Consider the following 25,107-nt stretch of genomic DNA (forward strand, 5'->3'; position numbering starts at 1 on the left):
GAACGGACAGGTGGGGCCAAAACAATCCGTTCCTCACCCGGGGCCAAGAGAACCCGTTACCCCGGGGCCCAAAGAGGCCGTCCTAGACAGGCGGTATTGCTGGTCACAGGCGGGTGGTGAACCGGCCGTCGGGCAGTTTGCGGAGCCAGCCGCGATCGACGAGTCTGACCAGCCTGCTGCGTAGCGGTTCCAGCTTGGCCTTCACGCTGACGTCCACCCCCACTACCTCGCCGACCTCGCGGGCCATGACCGGTCCGGCGGCCTGCCGCACGGCGGTGATGATGCGCTGGTAGTCCCACGGAAGCGAGCCCTCCTCCACGCCCGGCTCGCGGTGCGGGATCAGCATCACTGCTCGTCCGGCCACCTGCCCGGGCATGGGCGCGGCCGGGGCGCGTTCCTCAGCGAGCTGCCCGGTCATCCGTTCAAGAACGCGTTCGGCGACGGCGAGTTCGTCCCGCTCGGCCCGCACTTCCGCAAGCTGTTTGGCCAGCTGTTCTTCGAGTTCGTCCAGTTCCGCGCGCCGCGCGGTGATCCGTTCCAGCAGCTCGGGATCCAGCATGCAACGGATCGTAGAAGGCTGCCGAACCACGGCGAGCAAGAACCGGATAATTCAGCTACCTGCTTCTGCTGACGACCGCTTGCGCAGGGGCTCGATTGCTACGAGAGTCGGTTCTGGCCAGCCCGACCATGCGCCAGACGGTGAGCTTCGGCCGTGACCTCGGCATCGAGCTGGGCCAACGTCCTGTCCCCGTACTCGACGATGTCGTACTCGTCATCGAGCTCAGCAAGGCGCTCGGCCAGGGGTAGCTGGTGACCGAACCGCTGGTGGATACGCAAAGCAAGCTCTCGCGGCGTCAGCCGGCCCGCCAGCATTTGGTGCGCGAGCGCCCACACAGCAGCCTCCTGCCCGGCCTCGCTGCCGCGCGGGTAGAACACAAGGTTCAGCTCATCGAGTACGACGGGAAGCAGGTCGGGAACGTCGTACTCCGCCTCGGCACGCGTATATCCGGCCAGAATGCGCAGTGCCGGGCTGTCTAGTCCGGCAACGAGTGCCGCGCAGGCAGCCTCGACGACATCGTGAGCATGGGCCTCGCCAATACTCCAGAGAACAGCGAGGTCCTGCAGGTCATCGGTTGCGGCTTCGATCGGCGACACCCACACATGATCTCCTGTTCGAGATGATCCCGTCGACCGCCTTTCGGCTCAGGCGCCGACCGCGCTGACGGACGATCTACTGCTCAGACAGTCGCCCGTGACCAGCGCGAGTACCCCGACAGTCGATCACACCAGCCCTTTGACCTGCGAGTTCAAGTTGGCGAAGGCTCAAGGACGGACGCGCCGTGGTCTATGTCTACGAGTTGGATCCCGCCACGGGCGCCTACGTCGCGACGGGGATCTTCCACGACCGTCTAAAGGTCTCCGTGCCGTTCACCATCGATGTCGACCTCACCGCGATCACGCCCCGTCACCGTCCGAAGAAGTAGCCCCGCACAACGGGCGAAGGGCCCGGCTCCCCCAAGGGGAGCCGGGCCCTCCGTCCGGGCCGCACCGGTCAGCGGACGAAGGTGCTCGCCTGCCCCGCCAGGTCCAGGAAGTACTGCGGGGCGAGGCCCAGGACCAGGGTGACCGCGACGCCCACCGCGATGGTGGTCATCGTCAGCGGCGAGGGGACCGCCACCGTGGGACCGTCGGCCTTCGGCTCGCTGAAGAACATCAGGACGATCACCCGGATGTAGAAGAACGCGGCGATCGCGGACGAGATCACACCGATCACGACCAGCACCCCGGCGCCGCTCTCCGCCGCCGCACTGAACACGGCGAACTTGCCCGTGAAGCCGGAGGTGAGCGGGATGCCCGCGAAGGCGAGCAGGAACACCGCGAAGACGGCCGCCGTCAGCGGCGAACGCCGTCCCAGCCCCGCCCACTTGGACAGGTGCGTGGCCTCGCCGCCCGCGTCGCGCACCAGCGTGACCACCGCGAAGGCGCCGATCGTCACGAAGGAGTAGGCACCCAGGTAGAAGAGGACGGACTGGACGCCCTGCGCCGAGGTGGCGATCACACCGGCCAGGATGAAGCCCGCGTGCGCGATCGAGGAGTAGGCGAGCAGCCGCTTGACGTCCGTCTGGGTCACGGCGATCACCGCGCCCGCGAGCATGGTGACGATGGCCACCGCCCACATCACCGGACGCCAGTCCCAGCGCAGCCCCGGCAGGACCACGTAGAGGAGGCGCAGGAGGGCGCCGAAGGCGGCCACCTTGGTCGCCGCCGCCATGAAACCGGTGACCGGGGTCGGGGCGCCCTGGTAGACGTCCGGGGTCCACATGTGGAAGGGGACCGCGCCGACCTTGAAGAGCAGGCCCATCAGGATCAGCGCGCCGCCGATCAGCAGCAGTGCGTCATTGCCCATGGTGGAGGCCAGCGCCGGGTCGATCTTCGCGACCGTGCCGTCGACCACGTCGGCGATCACCGCGTACGAGACCGAGCCCGCGTACCCGTATAGCAGCGCGATGCCGAAGAGGAGGAAGGCGGAGGAGAAGGCACCCAGGAGGAAGTACTTCACCGCGGCCTCCTGCGACATCAGCCGCTGGCGGCGGGCGACGGCGCAGAGCAGGTACAGCGGGAGGGAGAACACCTCGAGGGCGATGAACAGCGTCAGCAGGTCGTTGGCCGCCGGGAAGATCAGCATGCCGGCGATCGCGAACAGGGCCAGCGGGAAGACCTCGGTGGTGGTGAAGCCCGCCTTGACGGCGGCCTTCTCGCTGTCGCTGCCCGGTACGGACGCCGCCTGGGCGGCGAAGGAATCCACCCGGTTGCCGTGCGCCGCGGGGTCCAGGCGCCGCTCGGCGAAGGTGAAGACCGCCACGACCGAGGCCAGCAGGATGGTGCCCTGAAGGAAGAGCGCCGGGCCGTCCACGGCGATGGCACCCATCGCGGCGATGTGGGCCTTGCCCGACGCGTACCCGCCGGCCGCGAGGCCGACGACCGCGGCGAAGGCCGAAGCCAGCGCCGCGACGGCGAGGAACACCTGGACGTAGTAGCGGGACTTGCGGGGCACGAAGGCCTCGACGAGGATCCCGAGGACCGCCGCGCCCACCACGATCAGCGTGGGCGCGAGCTGTGCGTACTCGATGGTCGGTGCCGGGATCCGCTCGGCCGGTACCTCGGCCGCCAGTGTCCACAGGCTGTGGGCGGAAGTCAGCGCGCTCACTTCGCCACCTCCCCGTTCTTCGCTTCGACGTCGACCGCGGGCTGCGGGTCCGTCTGCTTCACGTCCGACATGGTGTGCTCCACCGCCGGGTTGACGATGTCGGTGAGCACCTTCGGGTAGACGCCCAGCCCGATCAGCAGGGCGATCAGCGGGGCGACCACCAGGACCTCCCGCAGGTGCAGGTCCGGCATGGTGCGGACCTCCTCCTTCACGGGGCCGGTCATCGTGCGCTGGTAGAGCACCAGGGTGTAGAGCGCGGCGAGCACGATGCCGGTGGTGGCGATGATGCCGACGACCGGGTACCGGGCGAACGTGCCGACCAGGACCAGGAACTCACTGACGAAGGGCGCGAGGCCCGGCAGCGAGAGGGTGGCGAGGCCGCCGATCAGGAAGGTGCCGGCGAGGACCGGCGCCACCTTCTGGACGCCGCCGTAGTCGGCGATGAGCCGCGAGCCGCGCCGCGAGATCAGGAAGCCGGCCACCAGCATCAGCGCCGCCGTCGACAGGCCGTGGTTGACCATGTAGAGGGTGGCGCCGGACTGGCCCTGGGAGGTCATCGCGAAGATGCCCAGGATGATGAAGCCGAAGTGTGAGATCGAGGCGTAGGCGACCAGCCGCTTGATGTCCCGCTGGCCGACCGCGACCAGCGCGCCGTAGACGATGCTGATCAGGGCCAGGACGAGAATCACCGGCGTGGCCCACTTGCTGGCGTCGGGGAAGAGCCCGAGGCAGAAGCGGAGCATCGCGAAGGTGCCGACCTTGTCGACGACCGCGGTGATCAGTACGGCGACCGGGGCGGTGGACTCGCCCATCGCGTTCGGCAGCCAGGTGTGCAGCGGCCACAGCGGGGCCTTGATCGCGAAGGCGAAGAAGAAGCCGAGGAACAGCAGCCGCTCGGTGTTGGTCGACATGTCGAGCGTGCCCGCGGCGCGGGCGGCGGTGATCTCCTGGAGGGAGAAGTTCCCGGCGACCACGTAGAGGCCGATGACTGCCGCCAGCATGATCAGGCCGCCGACCAGGTTGTAGAGGAGGAACTTGACCGCCGCGTACGAGCGCTGCGCGGCGGCGTTCTCCTCGGAGCCGCCGTGTGCCCGGTCCCCGAAGCCGCCGATGAGGAAGTACATCGGGATGAGCATGGCTTCGAAGAAGATGTAGAAGAGGAAGACGTCGGTGGCCTCGAAGGAGATGATCACCATCGCCTCGACCAGCAGGATCAGGGCGAAGAAGCCCTGGGTCGGCCGCCAGCGCGAGGACTTGCCCGCGGCGGAGCCGCTGTCGGACGCAGCCAGGGGGTCGGCGTCGTGCCAGCCGGCCGCGATCACGAAGGGGATCAGGAGCGCGGTGAGCCCGATGAGCACCACCCCGATCCCGTCCACGCCCAGCTCGTAGCGGACGCCGAAGTCGGCGATCCAGGGCCGGGATTCGGTGAGTTGGTAGCGGTCACCGCTCGGGTCGAAGCGGACCGCGACGAGCACGGCCAGGGCCAGTGTCGCCAGCGAGAAGAGCAGCGCGAGCCACTTGGCGGCGGTCCTTCGGGCGGCAGGTACGGCCGCCGTCAGGATCGCGCCGACCGCGGGGACCGCGGCCGTCACCGTCAGAAGCGGGAAACTCATTTCACACCGCCCTCATCAGCAGGGTCGCGGCGATCAGAACCACCGTGCCCCCGAACATCGAGACCGCGTAGCTGCGGGCGTAGCCGTTCTGCAGCTTGCGCAGGCGGCCCGAGAGCCCGCCGACCGAGGCGGCCGTCCCGTTGACCACCCCGTCGACCACGCTGTGGTCGAGGTAGACGAGCGAGCGGGTCAGGTGCTCCCCGCCGCGCACCAGCACGACGTGGTTGAAGTCGTCCTGGTAGAGGTCCTTGCGGGCCGCCCGGGTGAGGAACGAGCCGCGCGGGGCGACGACCGGGACGGGCCGCTTGCCGTACATCGCCCAGGCGATGCCGACTCCGACGAGGAGCATCACCATGGTGGCCGCGGTGACCGTCATGGCGCTGACCGGTGGGTTGCCGTGCGAGTAACCCGTGACGGGCTCCAGCCACTTCAGGAAGCGCTCGCCGATCTCGAAGAAGGCTCCTGCGAAGACCGAACCGAAGGCCAGGATGACCATGGGGATGGTCATGGACTTCGGTGACTCGTGCGGGTGCGGCGGGTTGCCGTCCGCATCGGGCTGCCAGCGCTTCTCGCCGAAGAAGGTGAGGAGCATGACGCGGGTCATGTAGAACGCGGTGATGCCGGCGCCCAGCAGGGTCACGCCGCCGAGGATCCAGCCCTCGGTGCCGCCCTTCGCGAAGGCCGCCTCGATGATCATGTCCTTGGAGAAGAAGCCGGACAGGCCCGGGAAGCCGATGATCGCCAGGTACCCGAGGCCGAAGGTGACGAAGGTGACCGGCATGTACTTCCTCAAGGCCCCGTACTTGCGCATGTCGACCTCGTCGTTCATCCCGTGCATCACGGAACCCGCGCCGAGGAAGAGGCCCGCCTTGAAGAAGCCGTGCGTCACCAGGTGCATGATCGCGAAGACGTAGCCGATCGGGCCGAGGCCCGCGGCGAGGATCATGTAGCCGATCTGCGACATCGTCGAGCCCGCCAGGGCCTTCTTGATGTCGTCCTTCGCGCAACCGACGATCGCACCGAAGAGGAGCGTGACCGCGCCCACGACGGTGACCACCAGCTGGGCGTCCGGCGCCCCGTTGAAGATCGCGGCCGAGCGGACGATCAGGTACACGCCCGCGGTCACCATGGTGGCCGCGTGGATCAGGGCCGAGACCGGGGTCGGGCCCTCCATCGCGTCCCCGAGCCAGGACTGCAGCGGGACCTGGGCCGACTTGCCGCAGGCGGCCAGCAGCAGCATCAGGCCGATCGCCGTCAACGTGCCCTCGGAGGCCTTGTCCGCCGAGGCGAACACCGGCCCGAAGGCGAAGGTCCCGAAGGTGGTGAACATCAGCATGATCGCGATCGACAGGCCGATGTCACCGACGCGGTTGACCAGGAAGGCCTTCTTCGCGGCGGTGGCCGCACTGGGCTTGTGCTGCCAGAAGCCGATCAGGAGGTACGAGGCGAGGCCCACGCCCTCCCAGCCGAAGTACAGCAGCAGGTAGTTGTCGGCGAGGACCAGCAGCAGCATCGCCGCGACGAACAGGTTGAGGTAGCCGAAGAAGCGGCGGCGGCGCTCGTCGTGCTCCATGTACCCGATCGAGTACACGTGGATGAGCGTGCCCACCCCGGAGATCAGCAGGACGAAGGTCATCGACAACTGGTCCAGCTGGAAGGCCATGTCCGCCTGGAAGCCCTCGACGGGGATCCAGGTGTACAGGTTCTGGGTCAGCGTCCGGTCCTCGGCCGTGCGCCCCAGCATGTCGGCGAACAGTACGACGCCGATCCCGAAGGAGACGGCCGCGAGCAGGGTGCCGATCCAGTGACCGACCTTGTCGAGGCGTCGGCCGCCGCAGAGCAGCACCACCGCTCCGAGCAGGGGCGCCGCGATCAGCAGCGCAATCAGGTTCTCCACAGCGACCCCTTACAGCTTCATCAGGCTGGCGTCGTCGACCGAGGCCGAGTGGCGGGTACGGAACAGCGACACGATGATCGCCAGGCCGACCACGACCTCCGCGGCGGCGACGACCATCGTGAAGAACGCGATGATCTGGCCGTCGAGGTTGCCGTGCATCCGGGAGAACGCGACGAAAGCGAGGTTGCAGGCATTGAGCATCAGCTCGACGCACATGAACAGCACGATCGCGTTCTTGCGGATCAGGACCCCGACGGCACCGATCGTGAACAGCAGGGCCGCCAGGTACAGGTAGTTGACGGGATTCACTTCGAGGCCTCCTCACGGCCGAGGCGCTCCGAGGAGGCCTGCTCCAGTGCCTTGAGGTCGTCGATCGCCTGGCTGGAGACGTCCCGGATCTGACCGCGGGCGCGCAACGTCCGGTTGACGGTCAGCTCGGACGGGGTGCCGTCCGGCAGCAGGCCGGCGACGTCCACCGCGTTGTGCCGGGCGTAGACGCCGGGCGCGGGCAGCGGCGGGAGCTGGACGCCCTCGCGGACCCGCTTCTCGGCGAGTTCGCGCTGGGTGGCGGCCCGTTCGGTGCGCTCGCGGTGGGTGAGCACCATCGCGCCGACGGCCGCGGTGATCAGCAGCGCGCCGGTGATCTCGAAGGCGAAGACGTACTTGGTGAAGATCAGCTGTGCCAGGCCCTCGATGTGCCCGCCCGAGTTCACCCGACCGAGGCCGTTGAAGTGGGTGAGCCCGGCGTTGGCGATGCCGGCGATCAGCAGGATGCCGAAGCCGAGTCCGCACAGGGCGGCCAGCCAGCGCTGCCCCTTGATGGTCTCCTTCAGGGAGTCGGCGGCGGTGACGCCGACGAGCATGACCACGAAGAGGAAGAGCATCATGATCGCGCCGGTGTAGACGATGACCTGGACGACGCCCAGGAAGTACGCCCCGTTGGCGAGGTAGAAGACGGCCAGGATGATCATCGTCCCGGCCAGGCTGAGGGCGCTGTGCACGGCCTTCTTCATCAGGATCGTGGCCAGTGCGCCGATGACGGCGACCGTGCCGAGGATCCAGAACTGGATCGCCTCGCCCGTGGAGGTCATGGAGGTGGCGGCGGCGATGGCGCTCATGCGTCCACCTCCGTGGACTGGCCGTTCTCCGGAACGACTTCGCCGGCGACTTCGCCCCTGGAGACCGCGACCTGCCGGACGGTGCCCGGGGCGGCCCCGGTCACCAGCCCCCGGTAGTAGTCCGTGTCGTCCGTGCCGGGGAAGATCGAGTGCGGTGCCTCGACCATGCCCTCGGTCAGGCCGGCCAGCAGCTGCTCCTTGGTGTAGATGAGCGATTCGCGGCTGGAGTCGGCCAGTTCGAACTCGTTCGTCATGGTCAGCGCCCTCGTCGGGCACGCCTCCACGCACAGCCCGCACAGGATGCAGCGGGCGTAGTTGATCTGGTAGACCCGGCCGTACCGCTCGCCCGGGGAGTAGCGCTCCTCCTCGGTGTTGTCCGCGCCCTCCACGTAGATCGCGTCGGCGGGACAGGCCCAGGCACACAGCTCGCACCCGATGCACTTCTCCAGACCGTCGGGGTGCCGGTTGAGCTGATGCCGTCCGTGGAAGCGCGGTGCGGTCGTCTTCTCCTGCTCCGGGTACTGCTCGGTGAGGCGCTTCTTGAACATGGCCTTGAAGGTCACGCCGAAGCCCGCCACCGGGTTCTGCCACTTCTCGTCGGACATCTCTCAAGCCTCCTCTCGGTCACTGTCAGTATTCGTCCCGCCACTGACAATCAGCTCCCGCTCGGTGCGGGACCGCCTGCGCGGTACGGGTGCCAGGTGCTGGCCGGGCTTCGGCGGTACGGGGAATCCGCCCGCCAGCGGGTCGAAGGGTTCGGCGTCGTGCACCGCCCCGGCGGCCGCCGTCTTCTTCTCGCGCTTGTCGCGGAAGACGTCCGCGACGAAGGAGAGGAGCAGGATCGCCACGACGGCGCCGCCGACGTACAGGACGATCTCGCTGAAGTCGTACGCCTCGTTGCGCAGCGCCCGAACGGTGGCCACCAGCATCAGCCAGACCACCGAGACCGGGATCAGGACCTTCCAGCCGAGCTTCATCAGCTGGTCGTAGCGCACGCGGGGCAGCGTGCCGCGCAGCCAGATGAAGAAGAACAGCAGCAGCTGCACCTTGAGGACGAACCAGAGCATCGGCCACCAGCCGTGGTTCGCGCCCTCCCAGAAGGAGCTGATCGGGTACGGGGCCCGCCAGCCGCCCAGGAAGAGGGTGACCGAGACCGCCGAGACGGTGACCATGTTGACGTACTCGGCCAGCATGAACAGCGCGAACTTGATGGACGAGTACTCGGTGTTGAAGCCGCCGACCAGGTCGCCCTCGGACTCCGGCATGTCGAAGGGGGCGCGGTTCGTCTCGCCGACCATCGTGATGACGTAGATGATGAAGGACACCGGCAGCAGGACGATGAACCAGCGGTCCGCCTGGGCCTCGACGATCGCCGAGGTCGACATCGACCCGGAGTAGAGGAAGACCGAGGCGAAGGCCGCGCCCATCGCGATCTCGTAGGAGATCATCTGCGCGCAGGAGCGCAGGCCGCCGAGGAGCGGGTAGGTGGAGCCGGAGGACCAGCCCGCCAGCACGATGCCGTAGATGCCGACCGAGGCCACCGCGAGGATGTAGAGCATCGCGATGGGCAGGTCGGTCAGCTGCATCGTGGTGCGCTGGCCGAAGATGGAGATCTGGTCGTCCGCGGGGCCGAAGGGGATCACCGCGATGGCCATGAAGGCCGGGATCGCCGCGATGATCGGGGCCAGGACGTAGATGACCTTGTCGGCCCGCTTGACGATCAGGTCTTCCTTGAGCATCAGCTTCACGCCGTCGGCGAGCGACTGGAGCATGCCCCAGGGGCCGTGCCGGTTGGGGCCGATGCGCAGCTGCATCCAGGCGACGACCTTGCGCTCCCACACGATGGAGAAGAGCACCGTCACCATCAGGAAGGCGAAGCAGAACACCGCCTTCAGCAGGACGAGCCACCAGACGTCCTTGCCGAACAGGGACAGGTCCTCGGCAGCGAGTTGAACGGTGTTCACGCGCCCACCTCCGCAGTGGTGTCGCCTGCGCCGACCGGGGTCGCCGGGCCGATGCGTACGAGGGTGCCCGGGCGGGCGCCGGCGTCGGCGAGGACGCCGGAGCCGGTGGAGTTCAGCGGGAGCCAGACCACGCGGTCGGGCATCTCGGTGATCCGGAGCGGGAGTTCCACGGAGCCGGCCGGGCCGGTGACCGCGAGGACGTCGCCGTCCTTGACGCCGGTCTCGGCGGCCGTGGCCGCCGACAGCCGGGCGCTGGCCTCGTGCCGGGTGCCGGCCAGGGCGTCGTCGCCCTCCTGCAGCCGGCCCAGGTCCAGGAGGAGCCGGTGGCCCGCGAGGACCGCCTCGCCGCTGCCCGGGCGGGGCAGCGGCACGGTGTCCGCGCTCTGCCCGGCGGCCCGCTCCCCGGCCCACGGGCCGAGCCGGTCGATCTCCCGGCGTACGGCGTGCACGTCGGGCAGGGCGATCGGCCGGTCGGCGGCGTCGGCCAGCATGTGCAGCACGCGGGCGTCGGCCGGGGCGAGCCGGCGGGTCATCTGGTCGGGCTTGAGCGCGGCCTCGAACGGCCTCACCCGGCCCTCCCAGTTGATGAAGGCGCCCGCCTTCTCGGCCACCGCGGCGACCGGGAGGACCACGTCCGCGTGGTCGGTGACCTCGCTGGGCCGCAGTTCCAGGGAGACCACGAAGGCCTCCTGGAGGGCGGTCCGCGCGCGGGCCGGGTCCGGCAGGTCGGCGACCTCGACGCCCGCGATCAGCAGGGCCGAGAGCTCCCGGGTCGCCGCGGCCTCGACGATCTGGCCGGTGTCGCGGCCGTAGCGGTGCGGGAGCTCGTCCAGGCCCCAGGCGCCTGCGACCTCGTCGCGGGCCCGCGGGTCGGTGGCGGGGCGCCCGCCCGGCAGCAGGGACGGCAGCGCGCCCGCCTCGATGGCGGCCCGCTCACCGGCCCGGCGCGGGATCCACACCAGGGTGGCCCCGGTGACCCCGGCGGCCCGTACGGCGGCGGTCAGCGCGCCCGGCACCCCGGCGAGGCGCTCCCCGACGAGGATGACCGCGCCGGGCTGCCGCAGCGCCTCGGCGGCTTCGGCGCCCCCGGTCTCCAGGCCCGTCCGGGAGGCCAGCGCGTCGAGCCACTCGGGCTCGGTGCCGGGGGCGGCGGCCAGCAGGGTGCCGCCGGCCTTGTCCAGGCCGCGGGTGGCGAAGGGGGCGACGGAGAAGGTCCGCTGCTTCCGCTTGCGGTGGACCTTGCGCAGCCGCAGGAAGACGCCGGGCGCCTCCTCCTCCGCCTCGATGCCGACGAGCAGCACCGTCGGGGCGGCCTCCAGGGCGGTGTACGAGAGCCACTGCCCGCCGAGGTCGACGCCGTACCCGGCGACCTCCGAGGCCAGGAAGTCGGCCTCCTCCGCGCTGTGCACGCGGGCCCGGAAGTCGATGTCGTTGGTGTCGAGCACCACCCGGGCGAACTTGGCGTACGCGTAGGCGTCCTCGACGGGGAGCCGGCCGCCGGTCAGCACCCCGGCCCGGCCGCGCGCGGCGGCGAGCCCGTTGGCCGCGGCCTCCAGGGCCTCGGGCCAGCTCGCCGGCTCCAGCACCCCGGCGGCGCTGCGCACCAGCGGGGTGGTCAGCCGGTCGGGGCGCTGCGCGTAGCGGAACCCGAAGCGGCCCTTGTCGCAGATCCACTCCTCGTTGACCTCGGGGTCCTCGGCGGCGAGGCGGCGCAGCACCTTGCCGCGCCGGTGGTCGGTACGGGTCGCGCAGCCGCCCGCGCAGTGCTCGCACACGCTCGGGGAGGAGACGAGGTCGAAGGGGCGGGAGCGGAACCGGTAGGCGGCCGAGGTGAGGGCGCCGACCGGGCAGATCTGGATGGTGTTGCCGGAGAAGTACGACTCGAAGGGGTCGCCCTCGCCGGTGCCGACCTGCTGGAGCGCGCCGCGTTCCAGCAGCTCGATCATCGGGTCGCCGGCGATCTCGTTGGAGAAGCGGGTGCAGCGCGCGCACAGCACGCACCGCTCGCGGTCCAGCAGCACCTGGGTGGAGATCGGGACCGGCTTCTCGTAGGTGCGCTTCTTGCCCTCGAACCGCGATTCGGCGTTGCCGTGCGACATCGCCTGGTTCTGCAGCGGGCACTCGCCGCCCTTGTCGCAGACCGGGCAGTCCAGCGGGTGGTTGATGAGCAGCAGCTCCATCACCCCGCGCTGGGACTTGTCGGCGACCTCGGAGGTCAGCTGGGTCTTGACGACCATGCCGTCGGTGCAGGTGATGGTGCAGGAGGCCATCGGCTTGCGCTGGCCCTCCACCTCGACGATGCACTGGCGGCAGGCGCCGGCCGGGGAGAGGAGGGGGTGGTCGCAGAACCGGGGGATCTCGATGCCGAGCTGCTCGGCGGCCCGGATGACGAGGGTGCCCTTGGGCACGGACAGTTCGACCCCGTCGATGGTCAGCGAGACGGTGTTCTCCGGTGGAACCGCCGCTGCGCCCCCGGAGGCCGCTGGAGTGGTGACGGTCATGCGTTCACCTCCGTGTCGGCCCAGAGGGTCGACTTCCTGGGGTCGAAGGGGCAGCCCTTGCCCGTGATGTGCTGCTCGTACTCCTCGCGGAAATACTTGAGCGAGGAGAAGATCGGGCTGGCCGCGCCGTCGCCGAGCGCGCAGAAGGACTTGCCGTTGATGTTGTCGGCGATGTCGTTCAGCTTGTCGAGGTCGGACATGACGCCCTGGCCGGCCTCGATGTCGCGGAGCAGCTGGACCAGCCAGTAGGTGCCCTCGCGGCACGGGGTGCACTTGCCGCAGGATTCGTGGGCGTAGAACTCGGTCCACCGGGTCACGGCCCGCACCACGCAGGTCGTCTCGTCGAAGCACTGCAGGGCCTTGGTGCCGAGCATCGAGCCGGCGGCGCCCACGCCCTCGTAGTCGAGCGGGACGTCGAGGTGCTCGTCGGTGAACATCGGGGTGGAGGAGCCGCCCGGGGTCCAGAACTTCAGCCGGTGCCCGGGGCGCATTCCGCCGCTCATGTCGAGGAGCTGGCGCAGGGTGATGCCGAGCGGGGCCTCGTACTGGCCGGGGCCGACGACGTGCCCGGAGAGCGAGTACAGCGTGAAGCCGGGGGACTTCTCGGTCCCCATCGACTTGAACCAGTCCTTGCCCTTGTTCAGGATCGCGGGAACCGAGGCGATCGACTCCACGTTGTTGACGACAGTGGGGCACGCGTAGAGCCCCTCGACCGCGGGGAAGGGGGGACGCAGCCGGGGCTGGCCGCGCCGGCCTTCGAGGGAGTCGAGCAGCGCCGTCTCCTCGCCGCAGATGTACGCGCCCGCGCCCGCGTGCACCGTGATGTCGAGGTTGCGCCCGGTGCCGTCGATGTCCTTGCCGAGGTAGCCGGCCGCGTACGCCTCGCGCACGGCCTCGTGCAGACGCCGCAGGACGGGCACCGTCTCCCCGCGCAGGTAGATGAAGGCGTGCTCGGAGCGGATCGCGTAGCAGGCGATGATCATTCCCTCGATGAGGGAGTGCGGGTTGGCGAAGAGGAGGGGGATGTCCTTGCAGGTTCCCGGCTCCGACTCGTCCGCGTTCACGACGAGGTAGTGCGGCTTTCCGTCGCCCTGCGGGATGAACTGCCACTTCATTCCGGTGGGGAAGCCCGCGCCGCCGCGTCCGCGCAGACCCGAGTCCTTCACGTAGGCGATGAGGTCGTCCGGGGTCATCGCGAGCGCCTTGCGCAGGCCCTCGTACCCCTCGTGGCGCCGGTAGGTCTCCAGCGTCCACGACCGCGGCTCGTCCCAGAAGGCGGACAGCACGGGGGCGAGGAGCTTCTCCGGGCTGGTCCCGCCGCCGGCCTGGGGGTGGGAGGTGCCCCCGTTGCCCCCGTTGCTCAGTTCGGAAGACACCGACATCACTCCCCTCCCTCAGTGGTGGCCTCGCCGCGCGGGTGGACGATCGGGGTGTGCGCGGACTCGCCGCGGGCGATGCGCAGCCCGATCAGGGAGGCGGGGCCGGCGCCGCCGGTCGCCTCGACCGCGCCCTCGCGCTCGTCCGGGAAGCCGGCCAGGATCCGGGCGGTCTCCTTGTAGGTGCACAGCGGCGCGCCCCGGGTCGGCGAGACCTCGCGGCCGGCCAGCAGGTCGTCGACCATGGCCTTGGCGGACTGGGGGGTCTGGTTGTCGAAGAACTCCCAGTTGACCATCACCACGGGGGCGTAGTCGCAGGCCGCGTTGCACTCGATGTGTTCGAGGGTGACCTTGCCGTCGGGGGTGGTCCCGTTGTTGCCGACCCCGAGGTGCTCCTTGAGCTCCTCGAAGATGGCGTCGCCGCCCATCACCGCGCACAGGGTGTTCGTACAGACACCGACCTGGTAGTCGCCGGAGGGCCCGCGCCGGTACATCGTGTAGAAGGTCGCCACGGCCGTGACCTCGGCGGTGGTCAGGCCCAGTACCTCGGCGCAGAAGCGGATGCCGGTGCGCGAGACGTAGCCCTCCTCGGACTGGGTCAGGTGCAGCAGCGGCAGCAGCGCGGAGCGGCTGTCGGGGTAGCGGGCGATGACTTCCCGGGCGTCGGCTTCGAGGCGCTCGCGTACCTCCGCCGGAAAGTCGGGGGCCGGCAGCTGGGGCATGCCCAGCGAGACCCCTTGGTTCGAAGGACTGGCGGTCATCGGTCGACGCCTCCCATCACGGGGTCGATGGAGGCGACGGCGACGATGACGTCGGCGACCTGGCCGCCCTCGCACATCGCGGCCATGGCCTGCAGGTTGGTGAAGGACGGGTCGCGGAAGTGGACCCGGTAGGGGCGGGTCCCGCCGTCGGAGACGACGTGCACGCCGAGCTCGCCCTTGGGTGACTCGACGGCCGCGTACGCCTGGCCGGGCGGTACCCGGAAGCCCTCGGTCACCAGCTTGAAGTGGTGGATGAGGGCCTCCATGGAGGTGCCCATGATGTTCCTGATGTGGTCGAGCGAGTTGCCGAGGCCGTCCGGGCCCATCGCGAGCTGCGCCGGCCAGGCGATCTTCTTGTCGGCGACCATCACCGGGCCCGGCTCCAGACGCTCCAGGCACTGCTCGACGATCCGCAGCGACTGGCGCATCTCCTCCAGGCGGATCAGGAACCGCCCGTAGGAGTCGCAGCTCTCGGTGGTCGGCACGTCGAACTCGTAGTTCTCGTAGCCGCAGTACGGGTCCGACTTGCGCAGGTCGTGCGGCAGGCCGGCGGAGCGCAGGATCGGGCCGGTGGCGCCGAGCGCCATGCAGCCGGTGAGGTCGAGGTAGCCGACGTCCTGCATGCGGGCCTTGAAGATGGGGTTGCCGGTGGCGAGCTTGTCGTACTCCGGCAGGTTCTTCTTCATGGTCTTGAGGAACTCGCGGAGCTGGTCGACGGCGCCCGGGGGCAGGTCCTGGGCGAGGCCGCCGGGGCGGACGAACGCGTGGTTCATGCGCAGTCCGGTGATCAGCTCGAAGATGTCGAGGATCAGCTCGCGGTCGCGGAAGCCGTAGATCATGATCGTGGTCGCGCCCAGCTCCATGCCGCCGGTGGCGATGCACACCAGGTGGGAGGAGAGCCGGTTGAGCTCCATCAGCAGGACGCGGATGACGGTGGCGCGGTCCGGGACCTGGTCGGTGATGCCGAGCAGCTTCTCGACGCCGAGGCAGTACGCCGTCTCGTTGAAGAACGGCGTCAGGTAGTCCATGCGCGTCACGAAGGTGGTGCCCTGCGTCCAGTTCCGGAATTCGAGGTTCTTCTCGATGCCGGTGTGCAGGTAGCCGATGCCGCAGCGGGCCTCGGTGACCGTCTCGCCGTCGATCTCCAGGATCAGGCGCAGCACTCCGTGGGTGGAGGGGTGCTGCGGACCCATGTTGACGACGATCCGCTCGTCGTCGGCCTTGGCCGCGGACTGGACGACCTCGTCCCAGTCACCGCCGGTGACGGTGTAGACGGTGCCCTCGGTCGTTTCGCGGGAGGACGCGTGGTTTTCTGCGTCGTTGGAGATGGGGGACATCAGCTGTACGACCTCCGCTGGTCGGGAGCCGGGATCTGGGCGCCCTTGTACTCGACGGGGATGCCGCCGAGCGGGTAGTCCTTGCGCTGCGGGAAGCCCTGCCAGTCGTCCGGCATCATGATCCGGGTGAGGGCCGGGTGCCCGTCGAAGACCAGGCCGAAGAAGTCGTACGTCTCGCGCTCGTGCCAGTCGTTGGTCGGGTAGACGGCGACGAGCGAGGGGACGTGCGGGTCGCCGTCCGGGACGGACACCTCCAGCCGCAGGATCCGGCCGTGCGTGAGCGAGCGCAGGTGGTAGACGGCGTGCAGCTCGCGGCCCTTGTCCCCGGGGAAGTGCACGCCGGAGACGCCGGTGCAGAGCTCGAAGCGCAGGGCGGGGTCGTCGCGCAGGGTGCGCGCGACGCGGACGAGGTGCTCGCGGGCGATGTGGAAGGTGAGCTCGCCCCGGTCGACCACCGTTTTCTCGATGGCGTTCCCGGGGACGAGGTCCTGTTCCTCCAGTGCGCCTTCGAGCTCGTCGGCCACCTCGTCGAAGTAGGAGCCGTACGGCCGGCTCGTCGCGCCGGGCATGGCCACGGTCCGCACGAGGCCGCCGTAGCCGCTGGTGTCCCCGCCGCCCGCGGCACCGAACATTCCCTTGCGGACGCCGATGACCTCGGGGCCCTGGTCGCGCGGCGCAGGGACGTTGCTGCCGTTGCTTCCGTTGCTGCCGTTCTCCGGCTCTTGGGTCTGGCTCACCGGAGCAGCCCCTTCATCTCGATGGTGGGGAGGGCCTTGAGGGCCGCCTCCTCCGCCTCACGGGCCGCTTCTTCCCGGTTCACGCCGAGCTTTCCGCCCTGGATCTTCTGGTGGAGCTTGAGGATCGCGTCCATCAGCATCTCGGGGCGCGGCGGACAGCCGGGCAGGTAGATGTCCACCGGGACGATGTGGTCGACGCCCTGGACGATCGCGTAGTTGTTGAACATTCCGCCTGAAGATGCACAAACCCCCATGGAGATGACCCATTTGGGGGCGGGCATCTGGTCGTACACCTGCCGCAGCACCGGCGCCATCTTCTGGCTGACCCGCCCCGCCACGATCATCAGATCGGCCTGGCGCGGGGAGCCGCGGAAGACCTCCATGCCGAAGCGGGCCAGGTCGTACCGGCCCGCTCCGGTGGTCATCATCTCGATGGCGCAGCAGGCCAGACCGAAGGTCGCCGGGAAGACGGACGACTTGCGCACCCATCCCGCGGCCTGTTCGACGGTGGTCAGCAGGAAGCCGCTCGGCAGCTTCTCTTCCAGTCCCATGGAAAATTCAGCCCCTCAGTCCCATTCCAGGCCGCCGCGGCGCCACACGTAGGCGTAGGCGACGAAGACGGTGAGCACGAAGAGCAGCATCTCGACGAGCCCGAAGATCCCCAGGGAGTCGAAGGTGACGGCCCAGGGGTAGAGGAAGACAACCTCGATGTCGAAGACGATGAAGAGCATCGCCGTCAGGTAGTACTTGATCGGGAAGCGGCCACCGCCGGCCGGCATCGGCGTCGGCTCGATGCCGCACTCGTAGGCTTCAAGCTTTGCCCGGTTGTACCGTTTTGGACCGATCAGCGTGGCCATGACCACGGAGAAGATCGCAAACCCTGCGCCGAGGGCGCCGAGCACGAGGATGGGTGCGTACGCATTCACGCTCCTCGCTCCTTCCAGTCGTCCTTGACCGTTGGACCGCTGCCGGCCGGGGCGCCGCCCAGCGGTAGCTGGGGGCGTGCACCGCCTCGCGAAGATCGCGCTTCCGATCGAGCGCTCGCATGTGAGGCAGTTCACAAGCCGGACTGGTGCGCATCTTATGCCTGCTCGTCTGTGATCTGCGACACGGGTAGCAACACCGAGTTTGTGATCTCCACCACCTGACGAACGATCATGAAGCCCGATGAGTGGTGATCTTCATACGCGAAGCATCCGCATGGTCACTAAAGGTGACATCCGGGCCCGTTACCGCAGGTAGAAGGCGGGTCGCCCTATCAAACGATGCGCGGTGCAGGCAAATTGGCAAGGGGGGTGCGGGGCTGATAAAGGGATCGCCGTCCCCCGGTCGAGGGAGCCCATGCGTACGGAGGTGGACACGGGGCAGGCGCGGGGGTGGATGCGGGGCGGACGGGAGCGCCGGCGAGGGGTGGAGGACCGCACGAGGGGCGCGCCGATGCCCGCACCCCCGTCGGCGCGGGAAGCCGCGCGAGTGCGTGCATCCGTTCACGAACCTCTCGGCACGCTCACAGGAAGGTCACGGGAGGGGCACAGCGTCCGCATGGCGTGACGCAGCTGTGACCTGCGCCACACCAAATCGAGCCCTCCGAAAGAGGGCTTGGCCATCTGTGCGGAGTGATGGTAGATCAAGGATCAATTGGGACTTAATACCGAAACCCCATGATCACAGCCTTGTGAAGGCCTGTCCGATTCGCCCGTTACGGCGTCAATAAGAAGTCGGACGCGCCCGGTTCACGCCTTTCTCGCGCAACTGTGGCGCAACCCACGTTTCTTGAAGGGAACCCGGACACCCTGATAGCGGTTGTCCTCATGTCCCACACCGCTCACATACCCAGCCACCGGAAGCCCCGTCGTAGCGCCTCGAAGCTCGCGGTCCGCGCCGGAGTTGCCGGTGGCGTCCTCAGCACCCTGGCCATGGCCGGCACCGCGAGCGCGTCCCCGTCCGCCGAGCCCGTGGCCGAGACGACGCTCGAAATGCCGGTCCTCAACCTGGACCTGGGCTCCGACGTCTCCTCCGCCATCACCGTGGCCGCCGAGAACACCCGCCTCGCCGCCGTTGAGGGCGAACTGACCGCCCAGGAGGAGAGCGCCCGTACCGGCGCCGCCGCCGAGGCGAAGCAGGCCAAGGAAGAGGCCCAGAAGAAGGCCGACGCCGACGCCGCCGCCGAGAAGGCCGAGAAGACGGCGAAGGAAGAGGCCGCCCGCAAGGCCGAGGCCGAGCGCTCCAGCCGCAGCTCCTCCGAGCGCACGACGCTGAAGAGCACCGCCGCCCCGCAGGGCACGGGCACCGTCTCCGCCCCGGCCACCGGCTCCGCCGCGGCCATCGTCAACTTCGCCCGTGCGCAGGTCGGCAAGGCGTACGTGATGGGCGGCACCGGCCCGTCCTCGTTCGACTGCTCCGGTCTCGTCCAGGCCGCCTACCGCCAGGCCGGCATCAGCCTGCCGCGCATGTCCCAGGCGCAGTCCTCGGCCGGCACCTCGGTGTCGCTGGACGCCCTGCAGCCGGGCGACATCCTGTACTGGGGCTCCAAGGGCAGCGCTTACCACGTCGCCATCTACGTCGGCGGCGGCAAGTTCGTCGGCGCGCAGAACCCCAGCACCGGCATCGTCGAGCGCAACCTCAGCTACGACAGGCCGACGGGCGCCGTCCGCGTCCTCTGAGCACCGCTCAGACCGAGGCACCAGACACGGCCGAGGGCCGGTACTCCCCCGCTCGGGGGTGGAGTACCGGCCCTCGGGCCGTTCTTGGTGCGTCCCGGGCCGCTGGGCGTGCCCCCAGGGACGACGGACGCGCCCTCAGGAGCCCCGGGGTCGCGGGGCGCAGGGTCGCAGGGTCGCGGGGTTGCTTCCTCAGACCAGCGAGGCGGCCAGCTTGAAGCGGGCCTCCCGCTGCTCCTTGTAGAGCGCGAGCGTCTCGGCGTGCTCCTCGACGAGCTGCTCCTGGTACGCCTTTTCGACCGCGCCCCAGATGCCGACGAGGTTCACCTCGCGCTTGCACGCGACATCGGCCTTGGCCGCCGTCACGGCCTTCGGACCGCCCTCGTCGTCCTGCAGGCCGAGCTTCTCCACGACTTCGTACGGAGATTCGATCCCGGCGTATCCCGACTTGTCCATGCATGACGCCCACTTCTTGAGGGTGTCGACGACCCGGGAGTCCTGCCGGGAGCGGTCGTGCGCCTCCGAGGCCAGCCCGAACGCGAACAGCAGGTCCACGCTGTTCTTGGTCGGGGCGTACAGCTTGCGGAACGCCTCGCGCCCGCACCCGCCGGCCGGCACCTTCTGCCCGGCCGCCGTCAGGCCGCTGTCCACGAGCGCGGCCTCCTCCTCGGTGTTCGCGTCGGGAGCCGTGCCGCCCTGGGCTCCGGGCCGCTCGCCGTTCATCACGACGTACGCACTGTCGCTCAGCTGCGGCGGAACGGGCTTCGCCGGGCTCCCCTCCCCCGCGGACTTGTCGTACCCGTGGGCCGCCGCGTACGCCGGATCGGCCAGGCCGAAGAGGTACGCGTGCCGGTCCTCGGGCCCGGCACCGGGGGCCTCGGCCGATCGCACGCCCTCGTAGGTGAACCCGTACCGGGCCATGCACCGGGAGACCAGGGCCTGCTGGACCTGGCCCATCCGGATCCGTTCGGCCTCGGTGTCCGTGTACGCGTCCATCGGAAGGGACAGCGCGGACGTCGCCGGGTTCACCTCGACGGGACCGAGGCCCGGTTCACCGCCCCCGGAGCCACCGGTCCCGGCGCAGCCGGCCAGGAGGACGGCCGCCAGCAGGACGGAGGCCGGGGCGGCGGGCCGGCGGCGCCGGGAATTGATCATCGCGTGGAACTCCTTCTGCTGGATTCCGGATTACGGATTACGGACTACGGGTGGAGGGTGTACTTGGCCGAGCTGATCTTGTTCTTGAAGTTGGCCGAGGCGTTGCCCACGTAGTTCGACGGGATCTCTCCGACGTTGCCGCCCAGGTCCTTGTCGGTGCCGACCTTCCAGGCGTAGGCGTCCCGGTTCCGGTAGGACTCGGTGGTGTCGTTGATCCAGTTCCCGCTGGCCGAGCAGGAGCCCTGGTACTTGTCGTCGCTGAAGTTCACGTCATTCGTCGCCAGGTCGAAGACACAACCGGACTGGTTCTGCCAGTAGAAAAGTCCGAACTCGTGGTTCTCCAGATTTCCGTCGCGCGCCCAGGCGGCCGCCGGACCCGCGGTTCCCAGCAGAATGGCGCCGACCGAAACGGCGGCGACGCAGCCGGCCGCCAGCTTCCGCATTGCGTTGTCCATCACGCTTACCTCACTCTTCGGGTGAAAGTCGGGCTGTTCGGGGCGGACCGGGATGGCGCTTTTCCGCCCGGCGGGGATTCAACATCGAACCCCCTGCCGGTTCAAGCTCCTTCTCAGCTGATGAACAGTCACTTCTGTTGTCTGATAGGTAACTTGTCGCAAGCAGCCACGGTTCTCTACTATCTGGCGCGCGCCCTCCCCCACCCGTCAAACGGATGCACATAATCCACTCCTACCGCCGCAAGGGAAGCTGTCGTGCACGCGAGATATTTGACCCCTCTACTTCTTCTGTGCATTTCACTGACGGGATGCGGTGGCGGCGAAAAAAAGCCTGTGGCAAGCGACAGCCCGCCTCCCACCAGGGAGGAAATCGCGTACTACGACTGCTTGAAGGAGCAGGGCGTGGCGATCGTGTATACGGACTACGGCGCTCCGCGCGAGGACAAGTCGAAGCCCTGGAACGACGAGGCGCACAAGACCTGCGCACCGATGTTGCCGCCCCCGCCGAAGCCCCAGCCGGCCGAGCCCGCCCAGATCGCCGCCGCGCAGAAGGAGTCCGCGTGCCTGCGGGCCGAGGGCATCACCTGGTACCCGGACCCGGACCCGGTCACCGCCCAGATCGACGAGCGCAAGGGCACTCCCGAACAGTGGATCTCGCTCAAGCGCGACCACCTCGACGCATTGAAGAAGTGCCGGCCGGACGAATGAGCGAGCCGGAGCAGGTCGTGGAGCGCACCGGGACCCCGACGACCGCCGAGGACGACCGCGGCGGGCTCGCGCGCGGGCGGCGCGTGGTGCTCGCGGTCGTCGGCGGGGCCGCGCTGATGGCGGTGGGCGGACTGCTGGCGACCACGCTGGTGAAGTCCCCCGCACAGGTGGCCGCGGAGACCGGCCCGCCCGCACAGGGGGCCCTGACCGCGGACGTCGAGCGGCGGGTGCTCGCGCAGACCGTGGTCATGCGCGGGACGGTGGTCGCCGACCAGAGCGTCGCCGTGTCCCCGCAGGGGGTGCGCTCCGGCGAAGGAACGGGCGCGGCCCTGGTGACCAAACTGCCGCTGAAGGCCGGGGACCCGGTCACGGCGGGGCAGCTGATCGCCGAGGTGTCCGGGCGGCCGGTGTTCACCCTGCACGGCGCGCAGCCGATGTACCGCGACCTCAAGCCCGGGGCCAGCGGCGACGACGTCGCGCAGCTGCAGCAGGCGCTGCGCGAGCTCGGGCACGGCACCGGAGGCGACGCGAAGGGCGTCTTCGGTGCCGGTACGAAGGCTGCGCTCGCCGCCCGCTACCGGGCCATCGGGTACGAGCCGCTGCCCGCGGTCGCCGACGGGGGCGCGGCCCTGAAGTCGGCGCGGGAGGCCGTGCGGTCCGCGACGTGGGCCGTGGAGGACGCGAGCGGACCCACCGGCTCCGTGGGCGCGCCCGCGGAGGGCGGATCGAGCAAGGGCGGGGCCGCGGAGGGCCCCGGCGCGACAGCGAGCCCCGGCCCGCGTCCCGGCTCCGGTACCGGCTCCGGCTCCGGCTCCGGCTCCGGCTCCGGCTCCGGCTCCGGCAGGGAACTCGCGCGGGCCCGGCAGGCCCTCGGCGAGGCCCGGGCCGCGCTGGTGGCCGCCGAGGCCGCCGACGGCCCGATGCTGCCCACCGCCGAGACCGTGTTCCTGGGCTCCTTCCCGGCCCGCGTCAGCTCCGTCGGCGCCCGCGCGGGCTCCCCCGTGTCCGGGACGGTGCTCACGCTCTCCGGCGGGGAGCTCGTCGTCGAGGCCTACCTCAAGGACGACAAGCGGCAGCTGCTGCGTGCCGGGATGACCGTGGTGATCTCCTCCGAGCTCTCCGGCACCGATGTCCGCGGCTCGGTGGCGGTCGTCGCCACCGAGCGGTCCGCCGCGCAGCCCGCCGGAGCACAGCCGCAGCAGGACCCCGGCCAGAACCCCAAGGGCGGCGGGAGCGGCGGGAACGGCGGCACGGGCGGCGGCGACCTCGGCTACCGGATGCTGGTCCGCGCCGACCAGCCGCTGCCCGCCGGCTTCGCCGGGCAGGACGTCCGGCTGACCATCGAGTCCGCCGCCACCGACGGCGAGGCGCTCGTCGTCCCGGTCACCGCCGTTTCGGCGGGCGCGGACGGACGTACGGTCGTCACCGCCGTGTCCGCCGACGGCACCCAGCGGCGCGTCGAGGTGCGGACCGGCACCCGCGGCGACGGCTTCGTGGCCGTCACCCCGTCCCGGGCGGGCGCCCTCGCCGCCGGGACCAAAGTGGTGATCGGGGTCGCACCCCGTGAGACCCGGGGGAAGTCCAAATGAGGCTGCTGTCCCGTCAATTCCGTCTGTCCCGTCAATCCCGGCCGCCCTCCGGCGACACGGGCGACACAGGCGGCACACGCGACACGGGCGACACGGGCGGCACGGGCGGCGGCGAAAGCCCCGTGATCGAGCTCCGCGGGGTCGGCCTCACCTACCCCGGGCCGCCGCCCGTCGAGGCCCTGCACCCCTGCGACCTGACCGTCCGGCGCGGCGAGTTCATCACCGTCGTCGGCCCCTCCGGGTCAGGGAAGTCCACCTTCCTCAACGTCGCCGGGCTGCTCGACTCCCCCACCAGCGGCCGGTACCTGCTCGACGGGATCGACACCGCCGCGCTCCCCGACCGGGAGCGCACCGCGTTGCGCGGGCGCCGGATCGGCTTCGTCTTCCAGTCCTTCCACCTCCTCCCCCACCGGTCCGCCCTGGAGAACGTCACCCTCGCCATGCTCTACACCGGAATCCCGCGCGCCGGGCGCCTCGTACGGGCCCGCGAGGCCCTCGACCAGGTCGGTCTCGGGCACCGGGCCGGCGCCGTGCCCGGCCGGCTGTCCGGCGGCGAGCGCCAGCGGGTGGCGATCGCCCGCGCCCTCGTCGGGCGTCCCTCGCTCCTCCTGTGCGACGAGCCGACCGGCAACCTCGACTCCGTGAACGCCGCGTCCGTCCTCGGGCTGCTGGACGAACTGCACGGAGCCGGGATGACCGTCCTCGTCATCACTCACGACCCCGAGGTGGCCCGGCGCGGCGCGCGGACCGTCACCATCCGCGACGGGCGGCTGGATCCTTGAGCGCCGTCGCACCCACCCGGCTGTCCGTGCGCGACGCCCTTGCCGAGGCCGTCGCCGGGATGCTGCGCCGCCCCGGCCGGGCCGTGCTCACCTCCCTCGGCACCGTCCTCGGCGTGGGCAGCTTCGTGGCCGTACTCGGCCTCACCGCCACCATCTCCTCGCAGATCGACGCCAGGTTCAACGTCCTGACCGCCACCGAGGTCAGCATCGAGGACGTCGCCGCCCAGCAGGACGAGTTCGCAGGGACCGCCTTCCCCGCCGACGCCGAGCAGCGGCTGCGCGCCGTCGCGGGCATCGAGCACGCCGGAGTGCTGTGGACGGTGCGGCTCGACTCGCACACCGCGGTCGGCCCCCTGCCGTCCGGCGCCGGCGACCCGACCACCGGCGCAGCCGTCGTGGCGGCCTCCCCCGGCGCCGTCGCCGCCCTCGTACCGACCCTCCAGCAGGGCCGGCTCTACGACGACTTCGCCGAGCGCGGCCACGAGCGCGTCGTCGTCATCGGCAGCGGACTCGCCGCCCGCCTCGGCATCACCACCCTGGCCACCCGGCCCGCCCTCTACATCGGCCAGGAGCCCTTCATCGTGGCGGGCATCGTCGCGGACCTCCGGCGCCGGCCCGAACACCTGATGTCGGTCCTCGTCCCGCGCACCACCGCCGAGCAAATGTGGGGGCCGCCCGCACCCGGCGGCGCGACCATGCTGATCTCCACCGAACTCGGCGCCGCCCGCCAGGTCGCCGGCCTCGCCCCGCTCGCGCTGCGCCCCGACCACCCCGAGTACCTCAAGGCCGTCCCGCCGCCCGATCCGCGGATGCTGCGCTCCGGTGTCACCGCCGACCTGAGCGCGCTCTTCCTGCTGCTCGCCGGGATCTGCCTGGTCATCGGCGCGGTCGGGATCGCCAACACCACCCTGGTCGCCGTACTGGAGCGGACCGGCGAGATCGGGCTGCGCCGGGCGCTCGGCGCCCGGGGACGCCACGTCTCGGCCCAGTTCCTGACCGAGTCGGCGGCCCTGGGGGCCCTCGGCGGGCTGGTCGGGACCTCGCTGGGCGAGTTGACCGTGGTCGCCGTCGCCCTGGCCCGGGACTGGACCCCGGTGATCCATCCGGCCACCGTCGCCGCGGCCCCGCTCGCCGGCCTGGTCACCGGGCTGCTGGCCGGGCTCTATCCCGCCTGGCGGGCGGCCCGTGTCGAACCGGCCGAGGCCCTGCGAAGATAGGGGGGCGCGCGCCTGACCGTCAGGGCCGC

23 protein-coding genes and 1 pseudogene are annotated in these 25,107 nt (G+C 70.2%); 6 read left to right on the forward strand and 18 right to left on the reverse strand.

Going from position 1 to position 25,107, the window contains the following annotated elements; translation table 11 throughout:
• Positions 1-103: 103 nt before the first annotated feature.
• Together OG207_RS18865 and OG207_RS18870 are read right to left on the reverse strand one after the other, a co-directional pair.
• On the reverse strand, positions 104-559 hold the full coding sequence (locus OG207_RS18865) for a hypothetical protein (protein WP_329099655.1): 456 nt from the start codon (positions 557-559) through the stop codon (positions 104-106).
• Positions 560-657: 98 nt separating this feature from the next.
• Entirely contained in the window at positions 658-1,155 is a 498-nt protein-coding gene (locus OG207_RS18870) for a hypothetical protein (protein ID WP_329099656.1), read from the reverse strand.
• Positions 1,156-1,328: 173 nt separating this feature from the next.
• On the opposite strand from OG207_RS18870, the pseudogene OG207_RS18875 reads away from it, so the two are divergent.
• Positions 1,329-1,484, forward strand: a pseudogene (locus OG207_RS18875) (Uma2 family endonuclease); the annotation flags it as partial.
• A 68-nt stretch (positions 1,485-1,552) separates the two neighbouring features.
• On the opposite strand, the gene nuoN reads toward OG207_RS18875, so the two are convergent.
• The 14 genes from nuoN to OG207_RS18945 are packed head-to-tail and all read right to left on the reverse strand — an operon-like array spanning position 1,553 to position 17,438.
• A complete protein-coding gene (nuoN, locus tag OG207_RS18880) occupies positions 1,553-3,208 on the reverse strand; it encodes an NADH-quinone oxidoreductase subunit NuoN (RefSeq protein ID WP_329099657.1) in 1,656 nt (551 codons plus the stop codon).
• A complete protein-coding gene (locus OG207_RS18885) occupies positions 3,205-4,821 on the reverse strand; it encodes an NADH-quinone oxidoreductase subunit M (RefSeq protein ID WP_329099658.1) in 1,617 nt (538 codons plus the stop codon). The genes nuoN and OG207_RS18885 overlap by 4 nt, the downstream gene beginning before the upstream one ends.
• A gap of 1 nt (position 4,822) precedes the next feature.
• Positions 4,823-6,718, reverse strand: a complete 1,896-nt coding sequence (nuoL, locus tag OG207_RS18890) for an NADH-quinone oxidoreductase subunit L (protein WP_329099659.1) — start codon at positions 6,716-6,718, stop codon at positions 4,823-4,825.
• Between the two features lie 9 nt (positions 6,719-6,727).
• Positions 6,728-7,027 carry an NADH-quinone oxidoreductase subunit NuoK gene (gene nuoK, locus OG207_RS18895; RefSeq protein WP_030016652.1) on the reverse strand — a complete coding sequence of 100 codons (300 nt, stop codon included), beginning with the start codon at positions 7,025-7,027 and terminating at the stop codon, positions 6,728-6,730.
• A complete protein-coding gene (locus tag OG207_RS18900) occupies positions 7,024-7,836 on the reverse strand; it encodes an NADH-quinone oxidoreductase subunit J (protein ID WP_327383816.1) in 813 nt (270 codons plus the stop codon). The genes nuoK and OG207_RS18900 overlap by 4 nt, the downstream gene beginning before the upstream one ends.
• Positions 7,833-8,441: an NADH-quinone oxidoreductase subunit NuoI gene (gene nuoI / locus OG207_RS18905; RefSeq protein ID WP_329099660.1), complete on the reverse strand. Its 609-nt coding sequence runs from the start codon at positions 8,439-8,441 to the stop codon at positions 7,833-7,835. Before nuoI ends, OG207_RS18900 begins: the two co-directional genes overlap by 4 nt.
• A gap of 3 nt (positions 8,442-8,444) precedes the next feature.
• Entirely contained in the window at positions 8,445-9,800 is a 1,356-nt protein-coding gene (gene nuoH, locus OG207_RS18910) for an NADH-quinone oxidoreductase subunit NuoH (protein WP_329099661.1), read from the reverse strand.
• Complete coding sequence (locus OG207_RS18915; RefSeq protein ID WP_329099662.1) at positions 9,797-12,301, reverse strand: NADH-quinone oxidoreductase subunit G; 2,505 nt, start codon at positions 12,299-12,301, stop codon at positions 9,797-9,799. The genes nuoH and OG207_RS18915 overlap by 4 nt, the downstream gene beginning before the upstream one ends.
• Entirely contained in the window at positions 12,298-13,683 is a 1,386-nt protein-coding gene (nuoF, locus tag OG207_RS18920; RefSeq protein WP_329099663.1) for an NADH-quinone oxidoreductase subunit NuoF, read from the reverse strand. Before nuoF ends, OG207_RS18915 begins: the two co-directional genes overlap by 4 nt.
• The gene (gene nuoE / locus OG207_RS18925; RefSeq protein WP_030010009.1) at positions 13,683-14,438 is read right to left on the reverse strand and encodes an NADH-quinone oxidoreductase subunit NuoE; all 756 of its coding nucleotides are present in this window, start codon (positions 14,436-14,438) and stop codon (positions 13,683-13,685) included. Before nuoE ends, nuoF begins: the two co-directional genes overlap by 1 nt.
• The gene (locus OG207_RS18930) at positions 14,435-15,775 is read right to left on the reverse strand and encodes an NADH-quinone oxidoreductase subunit D (RefSeq protein ID WP_329099664.1); all 1,341 of its coding nucleotides are present in this window, start codon (positions 15,773-15,775) and stop codon (positions 14,435-14,437) included. The genes nuoE and OG207_RS18930 overlap by 4 nt, the downstream gene beginning before the upstream one ends.
• The gene (locus OG207_RS18935) at positions 15,775-16,512 is read right to left on the reverse strand and encodes an NADH-quinone oxidoreductase subunit C (RefSeq protein WP_329099665.1); all 738 of its coding nucleotides are present in this window, start codon (positions 16,510-16,512) and stop codon (positions 15,775-15,777) included. Before OG207_RS18935 ends, OG207_RS18930 begins: the two co-directional genes overlap by 1 nt.
• A complete protein-coding gene (locus tag OG207_RS18940) occupies positions 16,509-17,063 on the reverse strand; it encodes a NuoB/complex I 20 kDa subunit family protein (protein WP_030162005.1) in 555 nt (184 codons plus the stop codon). Before OG207_RS18940 ends, OG207_RS18935 begins: the two co-directional genes overlap by 4 nt.
• A 15-nt stretch (positions 17,064-17,078) precedes the next feature.
• Complete coding sequence (locus OG207_RS18945) at positions 17,079-17,438, reverse strand: NADH-quinone oxidoreductase subunit A (RefSeq protein ID WP_030010013.1); 360 nt, start codon at positions 17,436-17,438, stop codon at positions 17,079-17,081.
• 885 nt (positions 17,439-18,323) lie between these two features.
• Between OG207_RS18945 and OG207_RS18950 the strand changes: the two genes are divergently transcribed.
• Entirely contained in the window at positions 18,324-19,175 is an 852-nt protein-coding gene (locus tag OG207_RS18950; protein WP_329099666.1) for a C40 family peptidase, read from the forward strand.
• Positions 19,176-19,364: 189 nt separating this feature from the next.
• Here OG207_RS18950 and OG207_RS18955 read toward each other — a convergent pair whose 3' ends face one another.
• Together OG207_RS18955 and OG207_RS18960 are read right to left on the reverse strand one after the other, a co-directional pair.
• Positions 19,365-20,327, reverse strand: coding sequence for a hypothetical protein (locus OG207_RS18955; protein WP_329099667.1), 963 nt, complete (start codon positions 20,325-20,327; stop codon positions 19,365-19,367).
• A 44-nt stretch (positions 20,328-20,371) separates the two neighbouring features.
• Positions 20,372-20,782 (reverse strand): hypothetical protein, encoded by a 411-nt coding sequence (locus OG207_RS18960; protein ID WP_329099668.1) that lies wholly within the window; start codon positions 20,780-20,782, stop codon positions 20,372-20,374.
• A 402-nt stretch (positions 20,783-21,184) separates the two neighbouring features.
• On the opposite strand from OG207_RS18960, the gene OG207_RS18965 reads away from it, so the two are divergent.
• Genes OG207_RS18965 through OG207_RS18980 form a run of 4 tightly spaced genes read left to right on the forward strand, consistent with a single transcriptional unit; the run spans position 21,185 to position 25,078 of the window.
• A complete protein-coding gene (locus tag OG207_RS18965) occupies positions 21,185-21,490 on the forward strand; it encodes a hypothetical protein (protein WP_329099669.1) in 306 nt (101 codons plus the stop codon).
• Positions 21,487-23,079, forward strand: a complete 1,593-nt coding sequence (locus OG207_RS18970; RefSeq protein ID WP_329099670.1) for a peptidoglycan-binding domain-containing protein — start codon at positions 21,487-21,489, stop codon at positions 23,077-23,079. The genes OG207_RS18965 and OG207_RS18970 overlap by 4 nt, the downstream gene beginning before the upstream one ends.
• On the forward strand, positions 23,076-23,861 hold the full coding sequence (locus OG207_RS18975) for an ABC transporter ATP-binding protein (RefSeq protein ID WP_402695664.1): 786 nt from the start codon (positions 23,076-23,078) through the stop codon (positions 23,859-23,861). Before OG207_RS18970 ends, OG207_RS18975 begins: the two co-directional genes overlap by 4 nt.
• Positions 23,858-25,078: an ABC transporter permease gene (locus OG207_RS18980; RefSeq protein ID WP_329099672.1), complete on the forward strand. Its 1,221-nt coding sequence runs from the start codon at positions 23,858-23,860 to the stop codon at positions 25,076-25,078. Before OG207_RS18975 ends, OG207_RS18980 begins: the two co-directional genes overlap by 4 nt.
• Positions 25,079-25,107 lie beyond the last annotated feature (29 nt).

Origin of the sequence: Streptomyces sp. NBC_01439, from assembly GCF_036227605.1 — a bacterium.
Taxonomy (GTDB): domain Bacteria; phylum Actinomycetota; class Actinomycetes; order Streptomycetales; family Streptomycetaceae; genus Streptomyces.

Excerpts from the sequence above, each read along its gene's own strand:
- OG207_RS18865 (WP_329099655.1), bottom strand. The coding sequence starts at position 559 with ATGCTGGATCCCGAGCTGCTGGAACGGATCACCGCGCGGCGCGCGGAA.
- OG207_RS18885 (WP_329099658.1), bottom strand. The coding sequence starts at position 4,821 with ATGAGTTTCCCGCTTCTGACGGTGACGGCCGCGGTCCCCGCGGTCGGC.
- OG207_RS18900 (WP_327383816.1), bottom strand. The coding sequence starts at position 7,836 with ATGAGCGCCATCGCCGCCGCCACCTCCATGACCTCCACGGGCGAGGCG.
- nuoI (WP_329099660.1), bottom strand. The coding sequence starts at position 8,441 with ATGTCCGACGAGAAGTGGCAGAACCCGGTGGCGGGCTTCGGCGTGACC.
- OG207_RS18915 (WP_329099662.1), bottom strand. The coding sequence starts at position 12,301 with ATGACCGTCACCACTCCAGCGGCCTCCGGGGGCGCAGCGGCGGTTCCA.
- nuoF (WP_329099663.1), bottom strand. The coding sequence starts at position 13,683 with ATGTCGGTGTCTTCCGAACTGAGCAACGGGGGCAACGGGGGCACCTCC.
- nuoE (WP_030010009.1), bottom strand. The coding sequence starts at position 14,438 with ATGACCGCCAGTCCTTCGAACCAAGGGGTCTCGCTGGGCATGCCCCAG.
- OG207_RS18930 (WP_329099664.1), bottom strand. The coding sequence starts at position 15,775 with ATGTCCCCCATCTCCAACGACGCAGAAAACCACGCGTCCTCCCGCGAA.
- OG207_RS18940 (WP_030162005.1), bottom strand. The coding sequence starts at position 17,063 with ATGGGACTGGAAGAGAAGCTGCCGAGCGGCTTCCTGCTGACCACCGTC.
- OG207_RS18950 (WP_329099666.1), top strand. The coding sequence starts at position 18,324 with ATGTCCCACACCGCTCACATACCCAGCCACCGGAAGCCCCGTCGTAGC.
- OG207_RS18955 (WP_329099667.1), bottom strand. The coding sequence starts at position 20,327 with ATGATCAATTCCCGGCGCCGCCGGCCCGCCGCCCCGGCCTCCGTCCTG.
- OG207_RS18960 (WP_329099668.1), bottom strand. The coding sequence starts at position 20,782 with ATGGACAACGCAATGCGGAAGCTGGCGGCCGGCTGCGTCGCCGCCGTT.
- OG207_RS18970 (WP_329099670.1), top strand. The coding sequence starts at position 21,487 with ATGAGCGAGCCGGAGCAGGTCGTGGAGCGCACCGGGACCCCGACGACC.
- OG207_RS18975 (WP_402695664.1), top strand. The coding sequence starts at position 23,076 with ATGAGGCTGCTGTCCCGTCAATTCCGTCTGTCCCGTCAATCCCGGCCG.